Raw genomic sequence first — 18,725 nt, forward strand, 5'->3', positions numbered from 1 at the left:
AAAACAAGCTATAAACTCATTTCTATTAAGCTCATTTTAAGGCTTATTTAGTGTTGCAAATTTATAAAATCAAATTTTACTAATTTCTTTTTGTGAATAATAAAAATGAGTATATATTTGCATCCGCTTAATTAAGCAATTGGTGCCTTAGCTCAGTTGGTAGAGCAAAGGACTGAAAATCCTTGTGTCCCTGGTTCGATTCCTGGAGGCACCACCATCAAAAACCCGATTCAGTTGAATCGGGTTTTTTGGTTTTTAGGTATATCTTCATAGATAACGTGTAATTTTTTGTAAGTAAAATACCGAAAAACAGTCGTTTCAACGTTTTTTCAGTTAAAATCTTAATTAGAGATAATTTTTTTTCTAGTTTTCTGTAGCCAAATCTTTAAAACTTTATCTACCATGAAAAATTTACGATGGCTTTCAGCAGTCATACTATGTCTAGTATTTGCATGTGAAACCGATCCGGATGAAACATCTGATCCTCTACAAACCTACTATATTTATAATCTAAATCAACAATTTTCAACTACTGAATCCTTCATAATAGATTTTGAAGACTTTAATGCAGGTGACATTGTATCTGAAATATTTATAACAGATCCTTTTGAAAATGCTCTAGTCGCTGGCATAACAATGGCATTTCCAAATAGTAATGCTGCCATGATTTTTGATTCATCAAATCCTACGGGAGGAGATTTTGATATCGGCACTCCTAATGAAATTTATGGAGGACCAGGAATTGGAAATGGTGGTGCTAGTAACGATACAGCATTGGGCAATGTTTTAATTCTTTCTGAAGATTTAGATTCTAACGATCCTGATGATATTTTTGAGATAGGTGCCAGTTTTCTATTTGATTTTAGTAGTAATCACAATGTAACCTTAAAAACCTTTGATATCTTAGATATTGAAGAATCCTCTAATCCTACAGTTGTAAATTTATATGATATTGAAGAAAATATTCTATTCACCAAAGTTTTGAACTCTGGTGGTGACAATTCAAAAATGACTGTAGATTTAGAAAACACAAATGGTGTTGCATTTATGGAAATTATAATGAATAGTTCTGGCGCCATAGACAATATCGCTTTAGAATTAGAAACTGAAAAACCATGTTCTGAATGTAATAGTGGAATCTCTGAACTAACATTTGAATATACAGGAGATACTCAACAAGCACCAATACGGATTGAAAACTTAAATGGAGAAGTAATTTTTGAAGCTGCACTCAACACAAATGAAGAATTTACTATTACTATTGATGAAACAGATGGCACCTTTGAGAGTGACATTGTTCTATATGTAGAAAATGAGCAAGTTGCTTTTTTAGATATGGACTGCTATCAAGTAATTGGTCCAGGATATATTATACCATATTTAGAAATTGTTTCAGGATTAACTCAAACAGGAGATCAACTATGTCCTGTTGAAGTATCAATAGGATAGTTTTACTTTAGCGCTAAATCTTTACGCAATTGAATTAAATAATCAACATAAAAAACCCGATTCAAACGAATCGGGTTTATTGTTTATTTAAATATTCTAAATAATAATTATTCCCAAAAACCTTCTATTTCTTCGAGCGATTTTCCTTTTGTTTCTGGAATGAACTTATAAGTAACAAATACAATAACTAAGATAAATACAATAAATATATAATAAGGTAATGAACCATTCCAGGTAGCACTATTGTTTAAATCACTTCCCATTACTACCGGAAAAGAATGAGAAACTACATAATTGGCTGCCCATTGTGCGGCTACTGCCACTGACATGGCAACACTTCTAATTTTATTTGGAAACATTTCTGACAGTAATACCCAAACCACAGGACCCATTGATAAAGCGAATGATGCAATAAATAATAATACACCTATTAAAGATAATAGACCAACACTATTGGTTTGAAGTGTAATCGCTAAAAGTAAAAACCCAAGAATCATTCCAACAGAACCAATATAAAGTAATGGTTTTCTACCAAATTTATCTACAGTAAACATGGCTACAAAAGTGAATACCAAATTGACAAAGGCTAACAATATTTGCTGTGCTAAGACATCTTCTTTTCCAAAGCCAAGTGCTTTTTCAAAAATATCTGCTCCGTAATATAAAACTGCATTAATACCTGTAAACTGCTGTAAAACTGAAAGAACAGTTCCTATTGCAACAATAACTAATATTGCTTTTGCAAAAAAGTTGACTCTGGTACCATTGTTAATCTCATTTAAGGATTCTTTTATTCGCTCCATTTCTTGAGAGGCTACTTCTTCACCATTAATTTTTTTTAAGATTGCCAAAGCTTCTTCATCTTTACCCTTGAGAGCTAACCATCTAGGACTTTTCGGCACTATAAACAATAGGATTAAAAATAAAACACTAGGCACTAATTCGGACCAAAACATACGTCTCCAACCAAATTCTATATTTTCAGTTTCGCTTAAATCATTTCCAATGAAATAGGTCGCTAGGAAAACTACAAAGAATCCAATAACAATTGCTAATTGATAATAAGTGACCATGCGTCCTCTGATATTTGAAGGTGCAATTTCTGCAATATACATTGGCGCATTCATAGATGCTACACCAATACCTAAACCACCAATAATCCTAAATGCTACCAACATGCTAACAGATTGAGGAAATATCTCTGGCAAACCAGATCCATAAGCAGAAACTGTAAAAAATACAGCTGAAATTATCAAGGACCACTTTCTTCCTATTTTAATACTTAAAGGACCAGCAATTATTGCACCTGCCAAACATCCTAATAGTGCACTTCCTACAACCCAACCTTTTAAACCATCACTTAAATTAAAATATTCTGTAAGATAAAATTGTGCTCCATTTATAACACCTGTATCGTAACCAAACAGTAAACCTCCTAAAGCAGAAACTGCGGCTATTAATAATAAGAAAGTACCTTTTTTCATTTTTTTTGATTTTATAACATTAAATAAGTACTGTTAATTCACTATAATCTAAACGAATGCCTATAAACTAAAATTGATAAATACTGGCAAATGATCCGAAGGATAATGTAAATTCCAATTATCACTTAGAACGGCATATTTTTTCACTTCTAAGCCATCACTTACAAAAGCATAATCAATACGTCTTGTCACTGGTCTATCAAAATGAAATCCGTTATAGGTTCCTTCTGGGCCAAAAGTGACTTCAGCAACTTCTTTCGAATCTTTCAGTTCAGTTTTGATGTGCTTTATACTCTCATGGCTAGGCTCCATATTAAAATCTCCTGTTAAGATTACAGGATAATTGTCTATGTTTAGTTCCTTAATTTTTTTAATAATTAATGTAGCACTGTTTTTTCTAGCTTCTTTTCCTACATGATCAAAGTGCGTATTAAATACCCAAAATTGTTTACCAGAAACATTATCTTTTAACAAAACATACGTACACACTCTATTACAAACTGCATCCCAACCCATACCAACTTTTTCTGGTGTTTGCGACAACCAAAAGGTGTTAGATTTAACAACCGTAAACTTTTCTTTTTTATAGAAAATAGCAGAATATTCTCCTTGGTCTTTTCCGTCGTCTCTTCCTAGTCCTACAAAACTATAATCTACCAAAAGACTATCTATATCTTTCATTTGATTAGGCATAGCTTCTTGTACACCCAAAACATCAGGTTCGTAAAACTTAATTTGATTGGTAAAAAAAGGTTTTCTGTTTGTCCAACTATTTTCGCCTTCAATAGGGTAGTCTAGTTTAATATTATAGGACATTACTGAAAAATCTTGGGCAAATCCAAAACTTGAAACAGTAAGAACAAGGATTAAAATATATTTCATCTTATTTAAATTTATTCTGCAAATGAAATATAGGTCTCTTTATTTATTTAAATATAAAAGTCTATAAATAAAGAGACCTATTTCATAATTTATCTCTATTGAGGTGCTATTTTCATTGCGTTTATGTAATAAAACTGATTGCCGTTGGTATTAGCATCACCAGCTGAAACTCTTAAAGTTATTTTTCCGTTTGCATCTGGCTGTACATTCGAAATACAAACAGTGTTAGTTGCATTATTTGCAGCATCTAAATTAGCAGATTGCTCAGTAGCACCAATAACAGTATATTTTGTATCTCTATTATCACTTACACCATTTCTTGAACCAAAGAAACAAAACTCATAAGTATCATTAGACTCAAAACCAGTGAACTCTATAACACTTTCTTCAAGCGGTGGGTTTGAACCCCAAGCAAGTGCATGAGAATAAAAATTAGAACGTGAAACTGAATCATCCATATTAAAATCCGTTGTAGATGAACCTGCTCCAGATGTATTATTTATACCTCTAAATCTAGCAGTTGTAGTTGCAGTTACACCTGTAAAATCACCATTTGAATATAAAATATTTGGAATACCACCACCATCTAAATGGCTTGTATACGCATTCCATCCATCAGGATTATCTGAGCTTGAAAAATTAATAAATACAGGTTCAGAAATAATTCCATTTCCTCCTGGGTTTTCATAATCAACTAAAATAGTAATTTCATTAGGGTTTAAAGCAGCTTCGTGTGCAGCTTGTTGTGCCAATCCTTGATAATAATCTGATATTCCATCTGGCTCATAAGAATTTCCAATTACAGACTCACCAAATAACATCTCATACCACGTACAGGATGCTGTGTATTTACCCAAATCATTTAAGTGATATCCATCACGCGTAAAACCATCTCCTAAAAAACTGGTTCTTCCATTTTGAATAGCAGTTGCTGCCGGTATAACCATAGTCGTAGGAATTAAATTTTCTGCTAAAGTATATGCATCAATAATTCCATTAAACATTGTCATTTGATCATTATTATAATTTGCAAAACCAGAATGAGTTGAGTTTTGAGCATAGGCCCAAGTTTTATGCAATATATACTTAGTACACGGATTAGGATTATGACCTCTTACAATGTTATATAAACTTGGAAGTGGATTTATAAATGTATCAAAAAGTCCAGATTCATAACTCGCTTGTTGGAAACTAATATAATCCCAATTTTCATCTGCAACAGCTTCAGAAATTGAAAAATTTGAAGTAACAGTACGTGTACCATCTAAGTCTATTTTTCTGTAGCTATAGTTATTAGAATCACTTGATGCACTCGAAAGGTGCGTATCTAAATTTGCACCACCAATATACATGTTCCCTACCACTACTTGCTTGCCTTCCGCATTAGCTAATCCCCAAAAATAAGCTTCCAAAGCATCTTCTGAAAAACTATTACCAATAGCCAAGATCTTAAGAATACCATCACTTTCATCGTCTATAATTACTTGAACAGATGCCGAAACTTCTCCGTCATCAGATGCTAAAGTTAAGGTAACATTCCCTTCTGCAATTGTTTGAACAGTTACTGCAAACGTTAAAGGCTCTACTGTAAAATCTACTAATTCAGCAGGTTGAGCCGTCCAAGTATAGTTTTTTGCCGGAAAAATAACATTATTAAATTCTGGAACAATCCTATACTCACAACCAGACGTCAACGTTATACTATTTGGTACTAAGGCTTCAGTTTCTACATTTAAAGTTTCTTCACTACCTAAAGGTGTGATATCATCTTCTTCTGTACAAGAATTAAAATTGATCAAAAAGAAGACGCACAAACAAAATTGCGCCAACTTCATAAATTTACTGGTTGTTAGATTTTTCATAATTATATTTATTTAGTTAATATTTAATTCTAACTCCAATTGAAATCATTGCTAACAATTGAGTTAAAATATGCTTCATTATTATTCAATAAAAATTACATCGCTCAGTTCTGATATCCCGTTTTCATTGTACGCTTCAATCGTAAAATAATATGGTGTATCTCTATCTAAACAACGCATAAAATGTGAATTGGTATCATACACTTGCCATGATTGATAGAGTTTATCTGGTGCAATTCCCCAGCGAATGTTATACCCTTGTGCGCCTTCAACTTTATCCCAAGAAAATGAGACGTCTCTTCGGTCTTTTTCACGATTAATTTTGAAATTAGACACTTTGTTTGGCACTTCGCCTAAACCAAGCCCAAAGACTCTAACTTCAGACATTGCGAAGTTATTTCCTGGTACTTTTACATTGTTATATCTAACATATTTTGCTTTTACTGGCTTGTCTAAAACGAGATATGCATTTGGTGCATCAATTTCGCTTTGACTTCTATCCACAACGGTTTTCCAGTTTTTACCATCTTCGGAAGTTTCAATAGTAAATTGATGTTTTAATCCTTCAACACGTGTGTAAATGCCTGATTCGTGATCGTGATAATTTAGTTGAATGGCGTAAACAGTTCCTTCATTTAATAATTCAATAGTTATCCATTGCTTATCATCATTGGCTTCGGCAACCCAAAAAGTTTTAGGGTTTTCATCGGTTAACACCTTAGATGCTATTTGTCCATCAGCATTCATTTCTGTTGGGATTTCTTTTACTTCAACCTCATCATCATTAGACGTGAATTTCATTATTTGTTGAAGCGAAGATGATACTCTAACATTTCCTTTATAAGACAATAACATCCAACCGTTATGCTCGCCTGCTTTTGTAGGATGACTCGGTGCAAAACGCGGGTAATCGCCGTAAGACGTATTACTATACATTAATCCATCCTCGTCAAAATAGGTAGGAAACATACATAAACGACGTTCCCACTGTGCATTAGAGGCTAACGCCATTGTTGCAAAATGCCAATATTGACCATTAGTTTGCTTTACAGTAATGCCGTGTCCTGCACCATTTGTAAATCCGCCAGGTTTAAAACTCATGGGATTATTTTTCATGTATGTAAATGGTCCTGTTGGTGTATCACCAATATATACGCCATCTGCATAAACATTAAATTGTGTTCCTGGTGCTGCGTATTGCAAATAGTATTTTCCGTTGTGTTTGGTCATTGACGCTCCTTCCATATAACCTTCTTTTAAGGTTGGATGAAAGTTGTTTTCACCAAATCTTTCCCAACCGTGTTTTTCTTCATCAAGATTTATCAGCTCTTTTCGCTCTCCAGTTTCTAAAAAACGATCGTCTTTATTCAGCATTTTTACACGAATAGGATGCACATTAGAAGAGCCCCAATACAGATAAGCTTTTCCGTCGTCATCAATAAACAATTCGGAATCTTGTATGTTGTTTGAAATGGAAGCGGTTGGTGTCCACGTTCCTTTTTTAGGATCATCTGTATACAAAATACTTCCATAACCAGCAGGATCGCCAGCAAAATACACTAAGGAATCTTTATAATTAAATGCTGTTGGTGCGTTGCTGCCCTCAAAAAACCATTGTTGTGGTTTAATGAATTTCCAATTGACTAAATCTTTAGAATGCCAATACCCAAATGAACGTGTGACGAACATATAATATTCGCCTTTAAACTCAATAACTGCAGGATCTGCACCAGAACGATACGATTGATTTCTGCTAGAATTATACACCATATAAGTGTAATCAATATCTAGTGGATTGATATAGGTTTGTTGATCTGAAACGGTTTCAGATAAGTCTTTTGATATTGAATTTTCATCTGCATTCTTTTTGTTTTCTTTGTTACAAGAAAACAGAAATGCTATAGTGAATAGAAAAATGAACTTTTTCATGTTTATATTTTAGTGTCTTTATCTGTTTCTGGATTATAAGAAGTGCCTGTATGACCTCTTAATCTTTCAAATTGCTTGTAAGCACGTTCTACTTGCTGCTTTGGTGCTTGCTTAAATTCTTCATCGGTGACCTTATATTGTTTTTGAAGCTCTGCCAACTGAGTTCTTAGTTCAGCTTCAATTTCGTCATATTCTGGATTATCGATTTGGTTATTTATTTCTTTTGGGTCTTCCTCTAAATCATATAATTCCCAAGTATTAATATCATCAAAAAAATGCATGAGTTTATAGCGCTTAGTTCTAATTCCGTAATGCTTCTTCACCATGTGAAATGCAGGATAATCGTAATAGTGATAATACACAGCATCTCTAAAATCATCTGTTTCATCAAATGTTTTTTCTAAAAGTGGTCGCAAGGATTTACCTTGCATATCTTCAGGAATTTCAGCTTGTGCATAGTCTAAAAAGGTTTCTGCAAAATCGAGGTTCTGAGTTAAATCCTCTATCACAGTTCCTGGCTTTATTGCATTCGGATATTTTACTAATAACGGCATTGCTAATGATTCTTCGTACATGTAACGTTTGTCAAACCAGCCTTTTTCTCCCAGATAAAATCCTTGATCTGTAGTATAAATCACAATGGTGTTTTCTGCTAATCCGTTTTTTTCAAGATAGTCTAACACACGACCAACACCTTCATCAACCGAAGCAATGGTGGCTAAGTATTCTTGTAGATAGCGTTGTCCTTTCCATTCGGCTAATGCTTTTCCAGATAAATTAGCATCATGAAACGCATCATTCTTTGCTCGATAGGCCTTGTCCCAAGCTAAACGCTGCTCTGGTGACATACGCTCAAAATCGGTGGTCCAAGGATTCCAAGCTAATTCTGGATTACCTTTTGTTTTAGTCATTTTTAAATCATGACCTTCATACATGTCTTTATAAATGGTTTGCAATTGTTGTTGAGAGCCTAAAGAACCTTCATGATTGGTGAAATAAGTATCTGGTAATGGAAATTTTATAGAATCGTATTTATTGGCATGTCGCAAAGCTGGCATCCAATTTCTGTGTGGCGCTTTGTGCTGTAACATGAGCATAAATGGCTGATCAGCATCTTTTACTTTTTTTAGATACGTTAAGCCTTCTTCAGTAATAATATCGGTTGCGTAACCTTCAATCCTGGTTGTATCTGCAAGCTTTGTAGTTTCATTTAATGCTATAAAATCTGGGTTGTAATAATTACCTTGATCTTTTAAAATATTCCAATAGTCATAGCCTTCCGGATTACCATGTAAATGCCATTTCCCAATCATTGCAGTATTGTAACCTGCTTTTTGAAGCAGTTTAGGAAACGTTTGTTGGCTACCATCAAAACGGTTACCGTTCATTTTAAAACCGTTAACGTGACTAAACTTTCCTGTTAGTATCACAGCACGACTTGGACCACAAATAGAATTGGTGCAAAAGTTGTTTTTAAAGAGCGCACCTTCATTGGCAATCCTGTCAATATTTGGCGTTGGTGCTAGTTGACCAATAGGATGACCGTATGCACTAATGGCTTGTTCAGCATGATCGTCTGCCATAATAAAAACGATGTTTGGTCGCTTTTTTGGCACATCAACATTATCTTGCTTTTTTTCCTCTTTACAAGACTGAAAAAACAAAAGACATATTAATATTACTGAACTATATCGCATTACTGTTTCGTTTTTATGATTTTAGTTTGAACGACTTCGTCATTAAGCACTGTGCGTTTAAAAAAGTTGAACACAATATCTAATTCTTCATAAGGAATTCTGGAAATTTCGTGACGTGCATCTTTCACAATATTGAAATAGAAAGACGTCTCAAATTCCTCTAGTTTATCGGCTATAATTTTAGAACCATCCAACATTATATAACCGTCTTTGGTTGGTGCACAGTAATGGTGTGGTGCATTTCCATAAGGTACCAATTGGTCTTTTGTTCCGTGATATAAGACGGTTGGCACAGCATTTTCTGGCGACATATAACTCGCATCGACAATAGCACCAGCACACGAAAATGCACCGGCAAATTTTACATTACTGTAATCTTCGGCATTATCCACAAAATACTCGCGCATAAACACTGCATTTAGGATACCTTCGGCACCAGCACTACTGCCACCAGCAATGATTTTTGTAGTATCGATTTGAAGCTCATTAGCGTGCTCAACCACATATTTTGCTGCATCCATATAATCGATGGCAGCTTGCTTAAAGGTTTCTAACTTTTCATCTTTACTACAATCGCAACCAAAACCTGTTTTTGTACCTTTTCTTAGTAGACGATACGAAATGGATATACCAATATAATTCTGCTCTTTAGCAGCATATTTCACTAAATTTTCATCATCTATATAATCTCTGTGACCAACTGCAAATCCACCACCATGCATCCAAAGCAAAACTGGTAACGTATCTGTTTTTTTGATATTTTTTGGTGTGTAAACATCCAACATTAAAGTGTCTTTTCCTTTTATGGAATACGTGTAAGTCGCTTTATTTTGTGCTGAGAGTGTAAACACAAACAAGAATACAAATAGGTTTATTACAAATTTCATTTAGTCTAGTTTTTCAATTAAAATTCCACTAATTACCGCTTTATCTTCAATGGCTTTAAGATTAATAGTAAGTCCTTCTGAAGTATTTACATTAATCTCTGAACTTATCTCAACACCATATTTTTCTGGATATTGCTCTGCTAAATTCAAGTTCTTTTCTATTAAATTATCATTTATATAGATGTCAAAAATGCGCTGCTTTTTATTAATTTCTGAAGTACTTCTAGAAAGGTTATAAATGTTTTCGGTTGGCTTTATATGAGGTTCAACGAAGTATAACGCGACTTGATAATTACCTTCAGGCACGTCTACTTTATACTCGTTACAACCTTCTAATAAAGTTTGAAACAATGGCTCTGCATTGGTGTTTTTAATATTATGTGGCAGACCTTGATTTTTGTCTTTGGTTATACCGAAAGCTGTACCATTTTTATACCCAAACCATCCTTTTTTATACGCTTGATCTGGCACAAACGTAATGTTTTGCTCTTCATCATAAAAGTTGAAATGTGCACCTATATTTACACCAAAACGTTTAAAATTCTTAAAATCAAATGTTTCAATTCGATTAACTTTCATTCTTTTTTCTTCGGAAATAATTTCAGTTGAAACTTTTATAGTATTGTCACCATTTGTGAAAGGCATATTGACGGAAACAACACCGTTTTCAACTTTAAAATCGCCTAAACTGTTACCATTCAAACTTACATTTATGTCTTTTAAATTAGAATAGATTTGAATTGGAAACGTATCATCTTCTAAAACCGTTAACTGGCTCAAATAATCTGTTGCAATATGAATAAAAGGCACACCATCATCTAAAACCGATTTGTACCAATAGTAAATATCCTTAGTTGTTCGGTCATATTGCACCAATCCTTTTTGATTAACGTGTGGAATGGCATCACCTCGGAATTCTGAACCAAAATCGGCAAAATTCCACGCTGTCATTCCAGTCATGAAAGATCTGTTTGTAATCTGCTTGTAATAAGATTGATGCAATTTTGCTTGATAATTTGTAGAAAAATCGAACTTTTTAGGTGTTTTTGTAAAAATTCTAACGTCTGCTCCTGGACCATATTCTGAAAGCAACATTGAGCGTTTTGGATACCGCTGATGTTGGTCGTCTAAGAATTTACCTAAATCCTCAATTTGCGCATCGTACCAACCGAAATAGAGATTCCAGCCAAAAATCATGGGTAAATCGGCAATTCCAGTCTCGTTATATACTTCGTTTAAATGACCAGCCATAACCGTAATATGATTTGGTGCTAGTTTTCGGGTTAAATCTTCAAGCTCTCTTGCTAGCTTTAATGATGTTATTTTTAAATCTTCCTTTTCTTTTTCGGTTGATTTATTATCGAAAGCCCAACGTAGAAAAATCTCATTCATATAACCAAACATTACCACGCTTGGATAGTTGTAATATTGTTTGATGTGCTCATTTTGCATAGTATGAGAAACTTCAAAAAATGTATCGGAATCGGTTACTTTATTTACTATTGGAATTTCTGTCCAGACTAAAATACCGAGTTCATCACAAAGCTTATATAATTCTCTAGCGTGCGGATAATGTGCAAACCGAATGACATTTGCACCCATATTTTTTATAATATGAATGTCTTTCTTTTGCAGTTCAATTGGTACTGCATTACCATAATCTTTATAATCTTGATGACGATTAACTCCAATTAATTTTATTGGTTTTCCGTTGAGGAAAAAGCCTTTTTCTGGGTCTACACTTGCCCAACGAAAACCTAAATTGGAATGCTTTTGGTCTAAAATGGTTCCATTTTTATCTGTTAGAGTGATGACTAATTTGTATAGGTATGGGTAATCAGGCGACCATAATTTTGGATTTTTAATCTCTGGATAGTCGAATTCAACAATTTTGGTTTCGTTAGCTTTTAACTTTAAACCTTGATGATCTTCTCTAATAATTTCACCTTCTTCATCAAGTATTTTAAGATCTAAATGTGTGTTTGCTTTGTCTTCAAAATTATCAATTAACACTTTGACCTTAACACCAGCTTTTTCTTTGGAAACATTGTAATAATCAATGTAAAATCCATCAGACGCAAAATCCTTTAAACTAAAATGTTGTTTTGGGACGTTTATTAATTCAACATCGCGATAAATACCACCATAAAAGGTAAAATCGGCATCTAAAGGCGGAATATTGTCATTATGAGAATTATCAACTACAACTTCAATTAAATTGTACGAATCAAAGTTTAAAAGCGAAGTGATTTCAACATTAAAAGCTGTGTAACCACCTTTGTGATTAGTGACTTCTTTTCCGTTTACAAAAACGGTTGCTTCTTGATTAACTGCATTAAATTTTAACCAGAAAATTTGGTCTTCATCTTTAGAAGACACAAAGATTTGCTTCTTGTAATAACCTAAGCCACGACGGTAACCAGACTCATCATCAAATGCGTCTCTAGCATTCCAAGTATGAGGAATATTAACAGTTTGCCAATGGGTTTTATCTTCAGAATACTGCCAACCCGAATTAATGATTTTGGACTGGGCGTGACTTAAAAAAAAGGAAGCCACACACGCCATAAAAGCTAGGGATAACGTCTTGTATTTTATGTGTGGCATAATAATTAGCTATTAATCTAAAAGTTTGAATGAATTTTCGAAAGGAACATCTGAATTTGTACCGATAGCGACTTGAAATTCACCCGGTTCTGCAACAAATTCTAAACTAGAGTTATAAAATTTTAAATCTTCAACGGAAATATTAAATGTTACCGTTTCTGTTTCACCCTTTTTTATAAATATTTTCTTAAAACCTTTAAGTTCCTTTACTGGTCTTGTCACTGTGCCAACCATATCTCTAATGTAAAGCTGAGCAACTTCTTTTCCATCGTAGTCACCAGTGTTTGTTATATCAACAGAGACAGTAACTATGTCGTTTTGAGACATCGACGTTTTATCAATTTTAAGCTTACTATATTCAAAAGTGGTGTAGCTTAATCCAAAACCAAATGGATATAATGGTTCGTTACGAACATCTAAATAATTGGTTTTAAATTTCTCAAATTTACCTTCCGAATTGCTTAGTGGACGACCTGTGTTTTTATGATTGTAGAATAACGGTACCTGACCAACATTTCTTGGAAATGTTGCTGTTAACTTACCAGATGGGTTTACATCTCCAAACAACACATCTGAAATGGATAAACCAGCTTCGCTACCAGGAAACCAAACATTAAGAATTGCCGGAACAGTTTCACTCTCTTCAACTAACGTTAAAGGTCTACCAGTAAACAGTACTAAAACAACCGGTTTTCCTGTTTTTAATAATGCTTGCAACAAATCTTTTTGAACTTGTGGTATGCCAATATCTGTTCGACTACTACTTTCACCGCTAAACTCTGCCGATTCACCAATAGTAGCTACAATAACATCAGATTTTTTAGCAACTGATAATGCTTCATTTAGCATTTGTTGATCTGTTCTTCCATCTCGAGGAATGGTTTTACCAAACATTGTAGAACGCTGTTCTAATTCTAAATCGTAATCGATATTACTACCTTTTGCATACAATAAATTAACATCCTTGCCAACAGTTTGCTGTAAACCATCCCACACCGAAATACAACTTTCGTGATCAGTAGACACTGACCAGGTACCTGCCATATTGTTACTAGCTTTTGCTAAGGGGCCAATTACTGCAATGGTGCCAGATTTTTTAAGTGGCAAAATCTGATTATCATTTTTTAGTAATACTGATGATTCTGCACCCACAATACGTGCATAATCACGATTTTCCTTCGTGTAAGTATCATTTTTAGCACGTTCTTCACTACAATATTTGTATGGATCGTCAAATAAACCCAATTGATATTTTGCTGTTAATACACGTGCTACCGCCTTATCTATATCATCCATTGAAACCCTACCTTGGTCTAAGGCACCTTTAAGATCTTTGATATAAGATGCATTTATATTAGCAGCATCACCAGCCATATCCATATCTAATCCTGCTTTTAAAGCTAAAGATGTTACATCGAATTCGTCACCCATACCATGCGCACGCATTTCGTATATTCCAGTGTAATCAGATACTACAAATCCATCAAATCCCCAATCATCGCGCAACAAATCGGTTAATAACCATTTGTTACCTGTTGCAGGAATTCCATCTATTTCATTAAACGATGCCATTACCGAACCTACACCTTCTTCTACAGCAGCTTTATAAGGTGGTAAATATTCGTTATACATTCTAATCCGACTCATATCTACCGTATTGTAATCTCTACCTGCTTCTGGCGCACCGTATAAAGCGAAGTGTTTTACACAAGACATTAATGTATTGTTTGCTGCAATATCATTTTGCTGATAGCCACGTACCATTGAACGTGCTATTTCACTACCTAAATATGGATCTTCACCATTTCCTTCTGAAACTCTTCCCCAACGAGGATCCCGAGAAATATCTACCATAGGCGAGAATGTCCAATTAATACCATTTGCACTAGCTTCAGAAGCGGCAATTTGTGCTGTTTTTTCAATCATTTCCATATCCCAAGAGGCAGAAAGACCTAAAGGAATTGGGAAGGTTGTTTTAAAACCGTGAATCACATCCATTCCGAAAATTAACGGAATACCCAATCGGCTTTTTTCAACCGCTATTTTCTGAACTTCGTAAATATTTTTAGGATCTTTAATATTGAAAAGTCCACCTATTTTTCCATCTTCAATCTTTTTTACAACATCGGTACTTTTTGAAGAACCTGTTGTAATAGCACCTGTTGCCGGAAGATTTAACTGACCTAGCTTTTCATCTAAGGTCATTAAATCAACAATCGAATCTACCTTAGTTTGATAGGGATTATCCGTTTTTACCGATGATGAATTGTTGCTATTGGTGCTACACGATAATGCTGTGAGTATACCGAAACCAATTACAAGAGATTTTATGTTAGTGAATTTAAGCGTCGTCATTTTTATTTTTTTGATTTAGAGAAAAGCCAGGTTAATAATTCAGGTTCTGCAAAAGCAGGATCCCAACTGTTATGATTAGCGTCTGAGTATAAAGTGAAATTTGGTTTCCCTCCATTTTCTAAAATAGCATTCACCATTTTTAAAGAACCTTTTGGGTCTATAACATCATCATTAGCACCATGAAAAACCCATAATTCTACCTTAGCAGCATAGTTTTTAGTTAGCTCAGCATTACCGTCTCCACAAATAGCAAAAGCAGCCGCAAACATATCTGGTTGTCTGGATAAGATTTCAAAAGTTCCCATACCACCCATAGATAATCCACCAACATAAACTTTATCTTTATTCACATAGTCTTTACTGGTAACTTCTTGCATTAAATCAATCACCAATTGCATTGGTTTTGTTGCTTCTTTATCTTCTGGAAAAACAAGCTTTCGTGGAAGAGAAGATCGATCCACCTCTGCATTAGACCAAAAACTTTCTTTTGAACATTGAGGAAAAATAACAATTGCAGGAAACGCACCACGATTGGTTTTATCTGCGAACAATTTACTTCCATGTGCAAGTTGTTTTTTGTTATCATTACCACGCTCACCAGCTCCATGAAGAAATAGCAATACAGGATATTGTTTATCTTCTGAAAAATTTTCAGGATACATTATACGGTACTGCAATGTATCTTCACCTTTAATATGCACTTCTTCTTTATATATATCTTTTTGTGCGAAGGTTATTGCTGAAATTAGCAGCAAACAAAATGTTATTTGGTTTTTAATGTGTTTCATTTTTTAATTGGTTTAATAGGTAAATCCTAATATGTTTAATCCGTTTTGCACATCGTCGTTTTGCATAAATAAATTCCATAATAAGCCAGTGCGATGATTCTCTATCATAATAATTTGTGGGCCTTGATCTATGGCTAAATAACGCTCAGTAACCCAATTGTACTGTGGATTAAAAGCATCGTAAAAACCAGCAGGACCCATTAAGTCCTTTCCATAGAAATAATGCATTGCTGCCAATGATTTTTCTGGAGTATACGGCATAGAACTAATAGCTGCCGTTGGCGAAATTGTACCATTATCATTTTCTGGTTCGTGAGCCGTATAGCCTACGGAACCGTCAGAATTGCGTGTATAACTAGCCGTTAATCCCCAACAATCTACACCATAATCTGTATAATTATGAGGATTACTAACACAGTGTTGATAGTTTATATTAGTATGATTTACATTTAAATTCCAATAATTAGCATATTGATCATTTAGGTTTGTTGGATTTAATCCTAAATAAGAATAATGAGCCCAAAACAAAGGACCCGTACCCGAACCCGCATGATCCAAAATTAATGGAATACTGTACTGACTTTCTGTTGAAACAATACTACTATTACTTGCCCAACCTTGATGATATACATCTGGTGAAATCGCATGATATGGTGACGCAGCACCAAGAATAAATGCAATTAAAGTTTCGTTATAACCACTTAATTCAAGATTAATTGCAAACCCATTAGATGGACTCCAATGCCATAACAATTTATTTTGATTGTTGGTGTACCAATCCCATTCAACACTTTTCCAAAGTGTATCGGCTTGGCTGGCCAAAACTTGTTCTTCAGATGTTCCGTTTTTGAAATATTCTTTTACACAAATTAAACCTTGGGCAAAAAATGCAGTTTCTACAATATCTCCACCATTATCTTGCGAACTAAAAGGAATTATAGCACCCGAATTATCATCTAACCAGTGCGACCAAGCGCCATGAAAACGGTCTGCACCTTCAAAGAAATTTAGTATTTGTGTTAGTCTTTCTGCACCTTCTGTGCGAGAAATATAATTACGCTCAATTCCTACTAAAATTGCCATAAGACCAAAACCACTACCGCCAGTTGTAATTACATTTTGACTATTTGAAGGATCGTTTGGATGATAACGCTCCTTAGCAGCACCAGAATTAGCACCAGCAAAATCCCAAAAATATTTAAAGGTCGTCCGTTGTGTTAAATTCATTATTTGAATATCGGTTAAAGGATTCGTAACAACTGGATCATCATCTGTTGGTATTTCATCATCTACAGAATCATCTGGCTCTTGATAAGTCGATTCATCATTAGAACCACAACTGAAAAAAATAATTAATAATATATAACCTAATTTCTTCATTTAGTTTTTGTTTTCATTGGTAAAACCAAGCTTTTTCAGACCGTTTTGTACGTCTTTGTTATTCATAAATAAATTCCAAAACAAACCTGTTCTGTAGTTTTCTATCATCACAGGTATTGGACCTTGATCAATTGCCAAATATCTAGGCAGATACCAATTGTGTTCGAAGCTAAATGCGTCAAAGGGACCATACTCACCTATTAAACTATCATGGTTTTTATACAAATTTGTTAGCATTTGCATACTCTCTTTTGGTGTATAGGGAAAAGAGGATAATGCTGCCGTTGGCGATATGACGCCTAAATCATCTCCAGGTCTGTGACCAGCATAACCATTTATAGAATAACTTGAAGTGAATCCCCAAATATCATCGCCATAACCTTTATAGTTCTTTGGGTTATGTATTGCGTACTTATAGTGAATTTTAGCATGATTTTGAGTGAGTTTCCAATAATCGGCATATTGGTCTGATAATCCTTTTGGGTTTAATCCTAAATAAGAGTAATGTGCCCAAAACAATGGACCAACTGGTGCGTCGCTATGCTCAAAATAATCTAAAATCAATTCTTCATTGTAATAAGATGCCTTTGAAACTATGTCACCATTTCTTGCCCAACCTTTTTCGTAAACTTTTTTTGAAATTGGGTAGGTTGGTGAGGCTGCAGCAAGCACGTACATAATTAGACATTCGTTGTAACCACCTACTGGGAAATTCATGTCCCAATCATACTCTGGTGACCAATGCCAATAAAGCACATCTTCACCCTCTTTTGTATACCAATTCCATTCGACTTCTTTCCAAAGTTGTTCTATTTTGGTAATGAGCTTTTGTTCTTTTTGGGAACCATTTTTAAAATACTCGGAAACTGTTAATAACCCTTGTACCAAAAATGCGGTTTCCACTAAATCACCACCATTATCTTTTTTACCAAATGGATACATTTTTCCAGTTTCTCCATCTATCCAATGTGACCAAGCTCCGTGAAAGCGATCAGCTTTTTCCAGGAAATCTAAAACTTTAGTATATCTTTTAAAAGCCTGTTCTCTTGTAATCCAACCTCGTTCTACTCCTACTAAAATTGCCATAAGACCGAAACCACTTCCTCCAGTAGTCACTATATTTTCTGGAGACATGGAATAATCATTATCTAAATGAATCCGCTCTCTTGCCATTCCAGAATTTGGCTCTGCTCCATCCCAGAAATAATTAAAAGTCTGGAATTGAATGGTATCTAAAAGATGATTTTCTGTTAAATCAAATTTAGCATCCTTAACTAAAGCCATATCTGAATTCTCAGTGGATTTAGTATTATTTTGACAGCTAAATATAGATAATACTATGGCCATCAAAACAATAGTTTTATTTTGATTAATTAGTTTCATTAGTAGTGTTTGAATAAACTTT

12 protein-coding genes and 1 tRNA gene are annotated in these 18,725 nt (G+C 34.3%); 2 read left to right on the top strand and 11 right to left on the bottom strand.

Going from position 1 to position 18,725, the window contains the following annotated elements; all coding sequences use genetic code 11:
* Positions 1 to 141 precede the first annotated feature (141 nt).
* Both H8K90_RS02440 and H8K90_RS02445 read left to right on the top strand, forming a co-directional pair.
* A tRNA-Phe gene (locus H8K90_RS02440) sits at positions 142 to 217 on the top strand.
* A 185-nt stretch (positions 218 to 402) separates the two neighbouring features.
* Positions 403 to 1,449, top strand: coding sequence for a hypothetical protein (locus H8K90_RS02445; RefSeq protein ID WP_186844347.1), 1,047 nt, complete (start codon positions 403 to 405; stop codon positions 1,447 to 1,449).
* Between the two features lie 107 nt (positions 1,450 to 1,556).
* On the opposite strand, the gene H8K90_RS02450 is transcribed toward H8K90_RS02445, so the two are convergent.
* The 11 genes from H8K90_RS02450 to H8K90_RS02500 all read right to left on the bottom strand — a co-directional run bounded on the left by H8K90_RS02450 (position 1,557) and on the right by H8K90_RS02500 (position 18,703).
* A complete protein-coding gene (locus tag H8K90_RS02450) occupies positions 1,557 to 2,933 on the bottom strand; it encodes a sugar porter family MFS transporter (protein WP_186844348.1) in 1,377 nt (458 codons plus the stop codon).
* Positions 2,934 to 2,993: 60 nt separating this feature from the next.
* The gene (locus tag H8K90_RS02455; RefSeq protein ID WP_186844349.1) at positions 2,994 to 3,815 is read right to left on the bottom strand and encodes an endonuclease/exonuclease/phosphatase family protein; all 822 of its coding nucleotides are present in this window, start codon (positions 3,813 to 3,815) and stop codon (positions 2,994 to 2,996) included.
* Between the two features lie 95 nt (positions 3,816 to 3,910).
* The gene (locus tag H8K90_RS02460; RefSeq protein ID WP_186844350.1) at positions 3,911 to 5,677 is read right to left on the bottom strand and encodes a DUF4886 domain-containing protein; all 1,767 of its coding nucleotides are present in this window, start codon (positions 5,675 to 5,677) and stop codon (positions 3,911 to 3,913) included.
* 81 nt (positions 5,678 to 5,758) lie between these two features.
* Positions 5,759 to 7,606 (bottom strand): family 43 glycosylhydrolase, encoded by a 1,848-nt coding sequence (locus tag H8K90_RS02465; RefSeq protein ID WP_246457491.1) that lies wholly within the window; start codon positions 7,604 to 7,606, stop codon positions 5,759 to 5,761.
* A 2-nt stretch (positions 7,607 to 7,608) separates the two neighbouring features.
* Positions 7,609 to 9,303, bottom strand: coding sequence for a sulfatase family protein (locus H8K90_RS02470; RefSeq protein WP_186844351.1), 1,695 nt, complete (start codon positions 9,301 to 9,303; stop codon positions 7,609 to 7,611).
* Complete coding sequence (locus tag H8K90_RS02475) at positions 9,303 to 10,190, bottom strand: alpha/beta hydrolase (protein WP_186844352.1); 888 nt, start codon at positions 10,188 to 10,190, stop codon at positions 9,303 to 9,305. The genes H8K90_RS02470 and H8K90_RS02475 overlap by 1 nt, the downstream gene beginning before the upstream one ends.
* A complete protein-coding gene (locus H8K90_RS02480) occupies positions 10,191 to 12,797 on the bottom strand; it encodes a glycoside hydrolase family 2 TIM barrel-domain containing protein (protein ID WP_186844353.1) in 2,607 nt (868 codons plus the stop codon).
* Between the two features lie 12 nt (positions 12,798 to 12,809).
* Entirely contained in the window at positions 12,810 to 15,152 is a 2,343-nt protein-coding gene (bglX, locus tag H8K90_RS02485) for a beta-glucosidase BglX (RefSeq protein ID WP_186844354.1), read from the bottom strand.
* A gap of 2 nt (positions 15,153 to 15,154) precedes the next feature.
* Entirely contained in the window at positions 15,155 to 15,940 is a 786-nt protein-coding gene (locus H8K90_RS02490) for a carboxylesterase family protein (RefSeq protein ID WP_186844355.1), read from the bottom strand.
* 12 nt (positions 15,941 to 15,952) lie between these two features.
* Positions 15,953 to 17,320 (bottom strand): glucoamylase family protein, encoded by a 1,368-nt coding sequence (locus tag H8K90_RS02495; protein ID WP_186844356.1) that lies wholly within the window; start codon positions 17,318 to 17,320, stop codon positions 15,953 to 15,955.
* Entirely contained in the window at positions 17,321 to 18,703 is a 1,383-nt protein-coding gene (locus tag H8K90_RS02500) for a glucoamylase family protein (protein WP_186844357.1), read from the bottom strand. It lies immediately after the preceding gene.
* Positions 18,704 to 18,725: the final 22 nt, after the last annotated feature.

This window comes from Winogradskyella echinorum (assembly GCF_014297365.1).
GTDB classification, from domain to species: Bacteria; Bacteroidota; Bacteroidia; order Flavobacteriales; family Flavobacteriaceae; genus Winogradskyella; species Winogradskyella echinorum.

What these genes read in the sequence shown, in the direction of transcription:
- H8K90_RS02445 (WP_186844347.1), top strand. Translation starts at nt 403, where the DNA reads ATGAAAAATTTACGATGGCTTTCAGCAGTCATACTATGTCTAGTATTT.
- H8K90_RS02455 (WP_186844349.1), bottom strand. Translation starts at nt 3,815, where the DNA reads ATGAAATATATTTTAATCCTTGTTCTTACTGTTTCAAGTTTTGGATTT.
- H8K90_RS02450 (WP_186844348.1), bottom strand. Translation starts at nt 2,933, where the DNA reads ATGAAAAAAGGTACTTTCTTATTATTAATAGCCGCAGTTTCTGCTTTA.
- H8K90_RS02475 (WP_186844352.1), bottom strand. Translation starts at nt 10,190, where the DNA reads ATGAAATTTGTAATAAACCTATTTGTATTCTTGTTTGTGTTTACACTC.
- H8K90_RS02480 (WP_186844353.1), bottom strand. Translation starts at nt 12,797, where the DNA reads ATGCCACACATAAAATACAAGACGTTATCCCTAGCTTTTATGGCGTGT.
- H8K90_RS02495 (WP_186844356.1), bottom strand. Translation starts at nt 17,320, where the DNA reads ATGAAGAAATTAGGTTATATATTATTAATTATTTTTTTCAGTTGTGGT.
- bglX (WP_186844354.1), bottom strand. Translation starts at nt 15,152, where the DNA reads ATGACGACGCTTAAATTCACTAACATAAAATCTCTTGTAATTGGTTTC.
- H8K90_RS02460 (WP_186844350.1), bottom strand. Translation starts at nt 5,677, where the DNA reads ATGAAAAATCTAACAACCAGTAAATTTATGAAGTTGGCGCAATTTTGT.
- H8K90_RS02470 (WP_186844351.1), bottom strand. Translation starts at nt 9,303, where the DNA reads ATGCGATATAGTTCAGTAATATTAATATGTCTTTTGTTTTTTCAGTCT.
- H8K90_RS02490 (WP_186844355.1), bottom strand. Translation starts at nt 15,940, where the DNA reads ATGAAACACATTAAAAACCAAATAACATTTTGTTTGCTGCTAATTTCA.
- H8K90_RS02500 (WP_186844357.1), bottom strand. Translation starts at nt 18,703, where the DNA reads ATGAAACTAATTAATCAAAATAAAACTATTGTTTTGATGGCCATAGTA.
- H8K90_RS02465 (WP_246457491.1), bottom strand. Translation starts at nt 7,606, where the DNA reads ATGAAAAAGTTCATTTTTCTATTCACTATAGCATTTCTGTTTTCTTGT.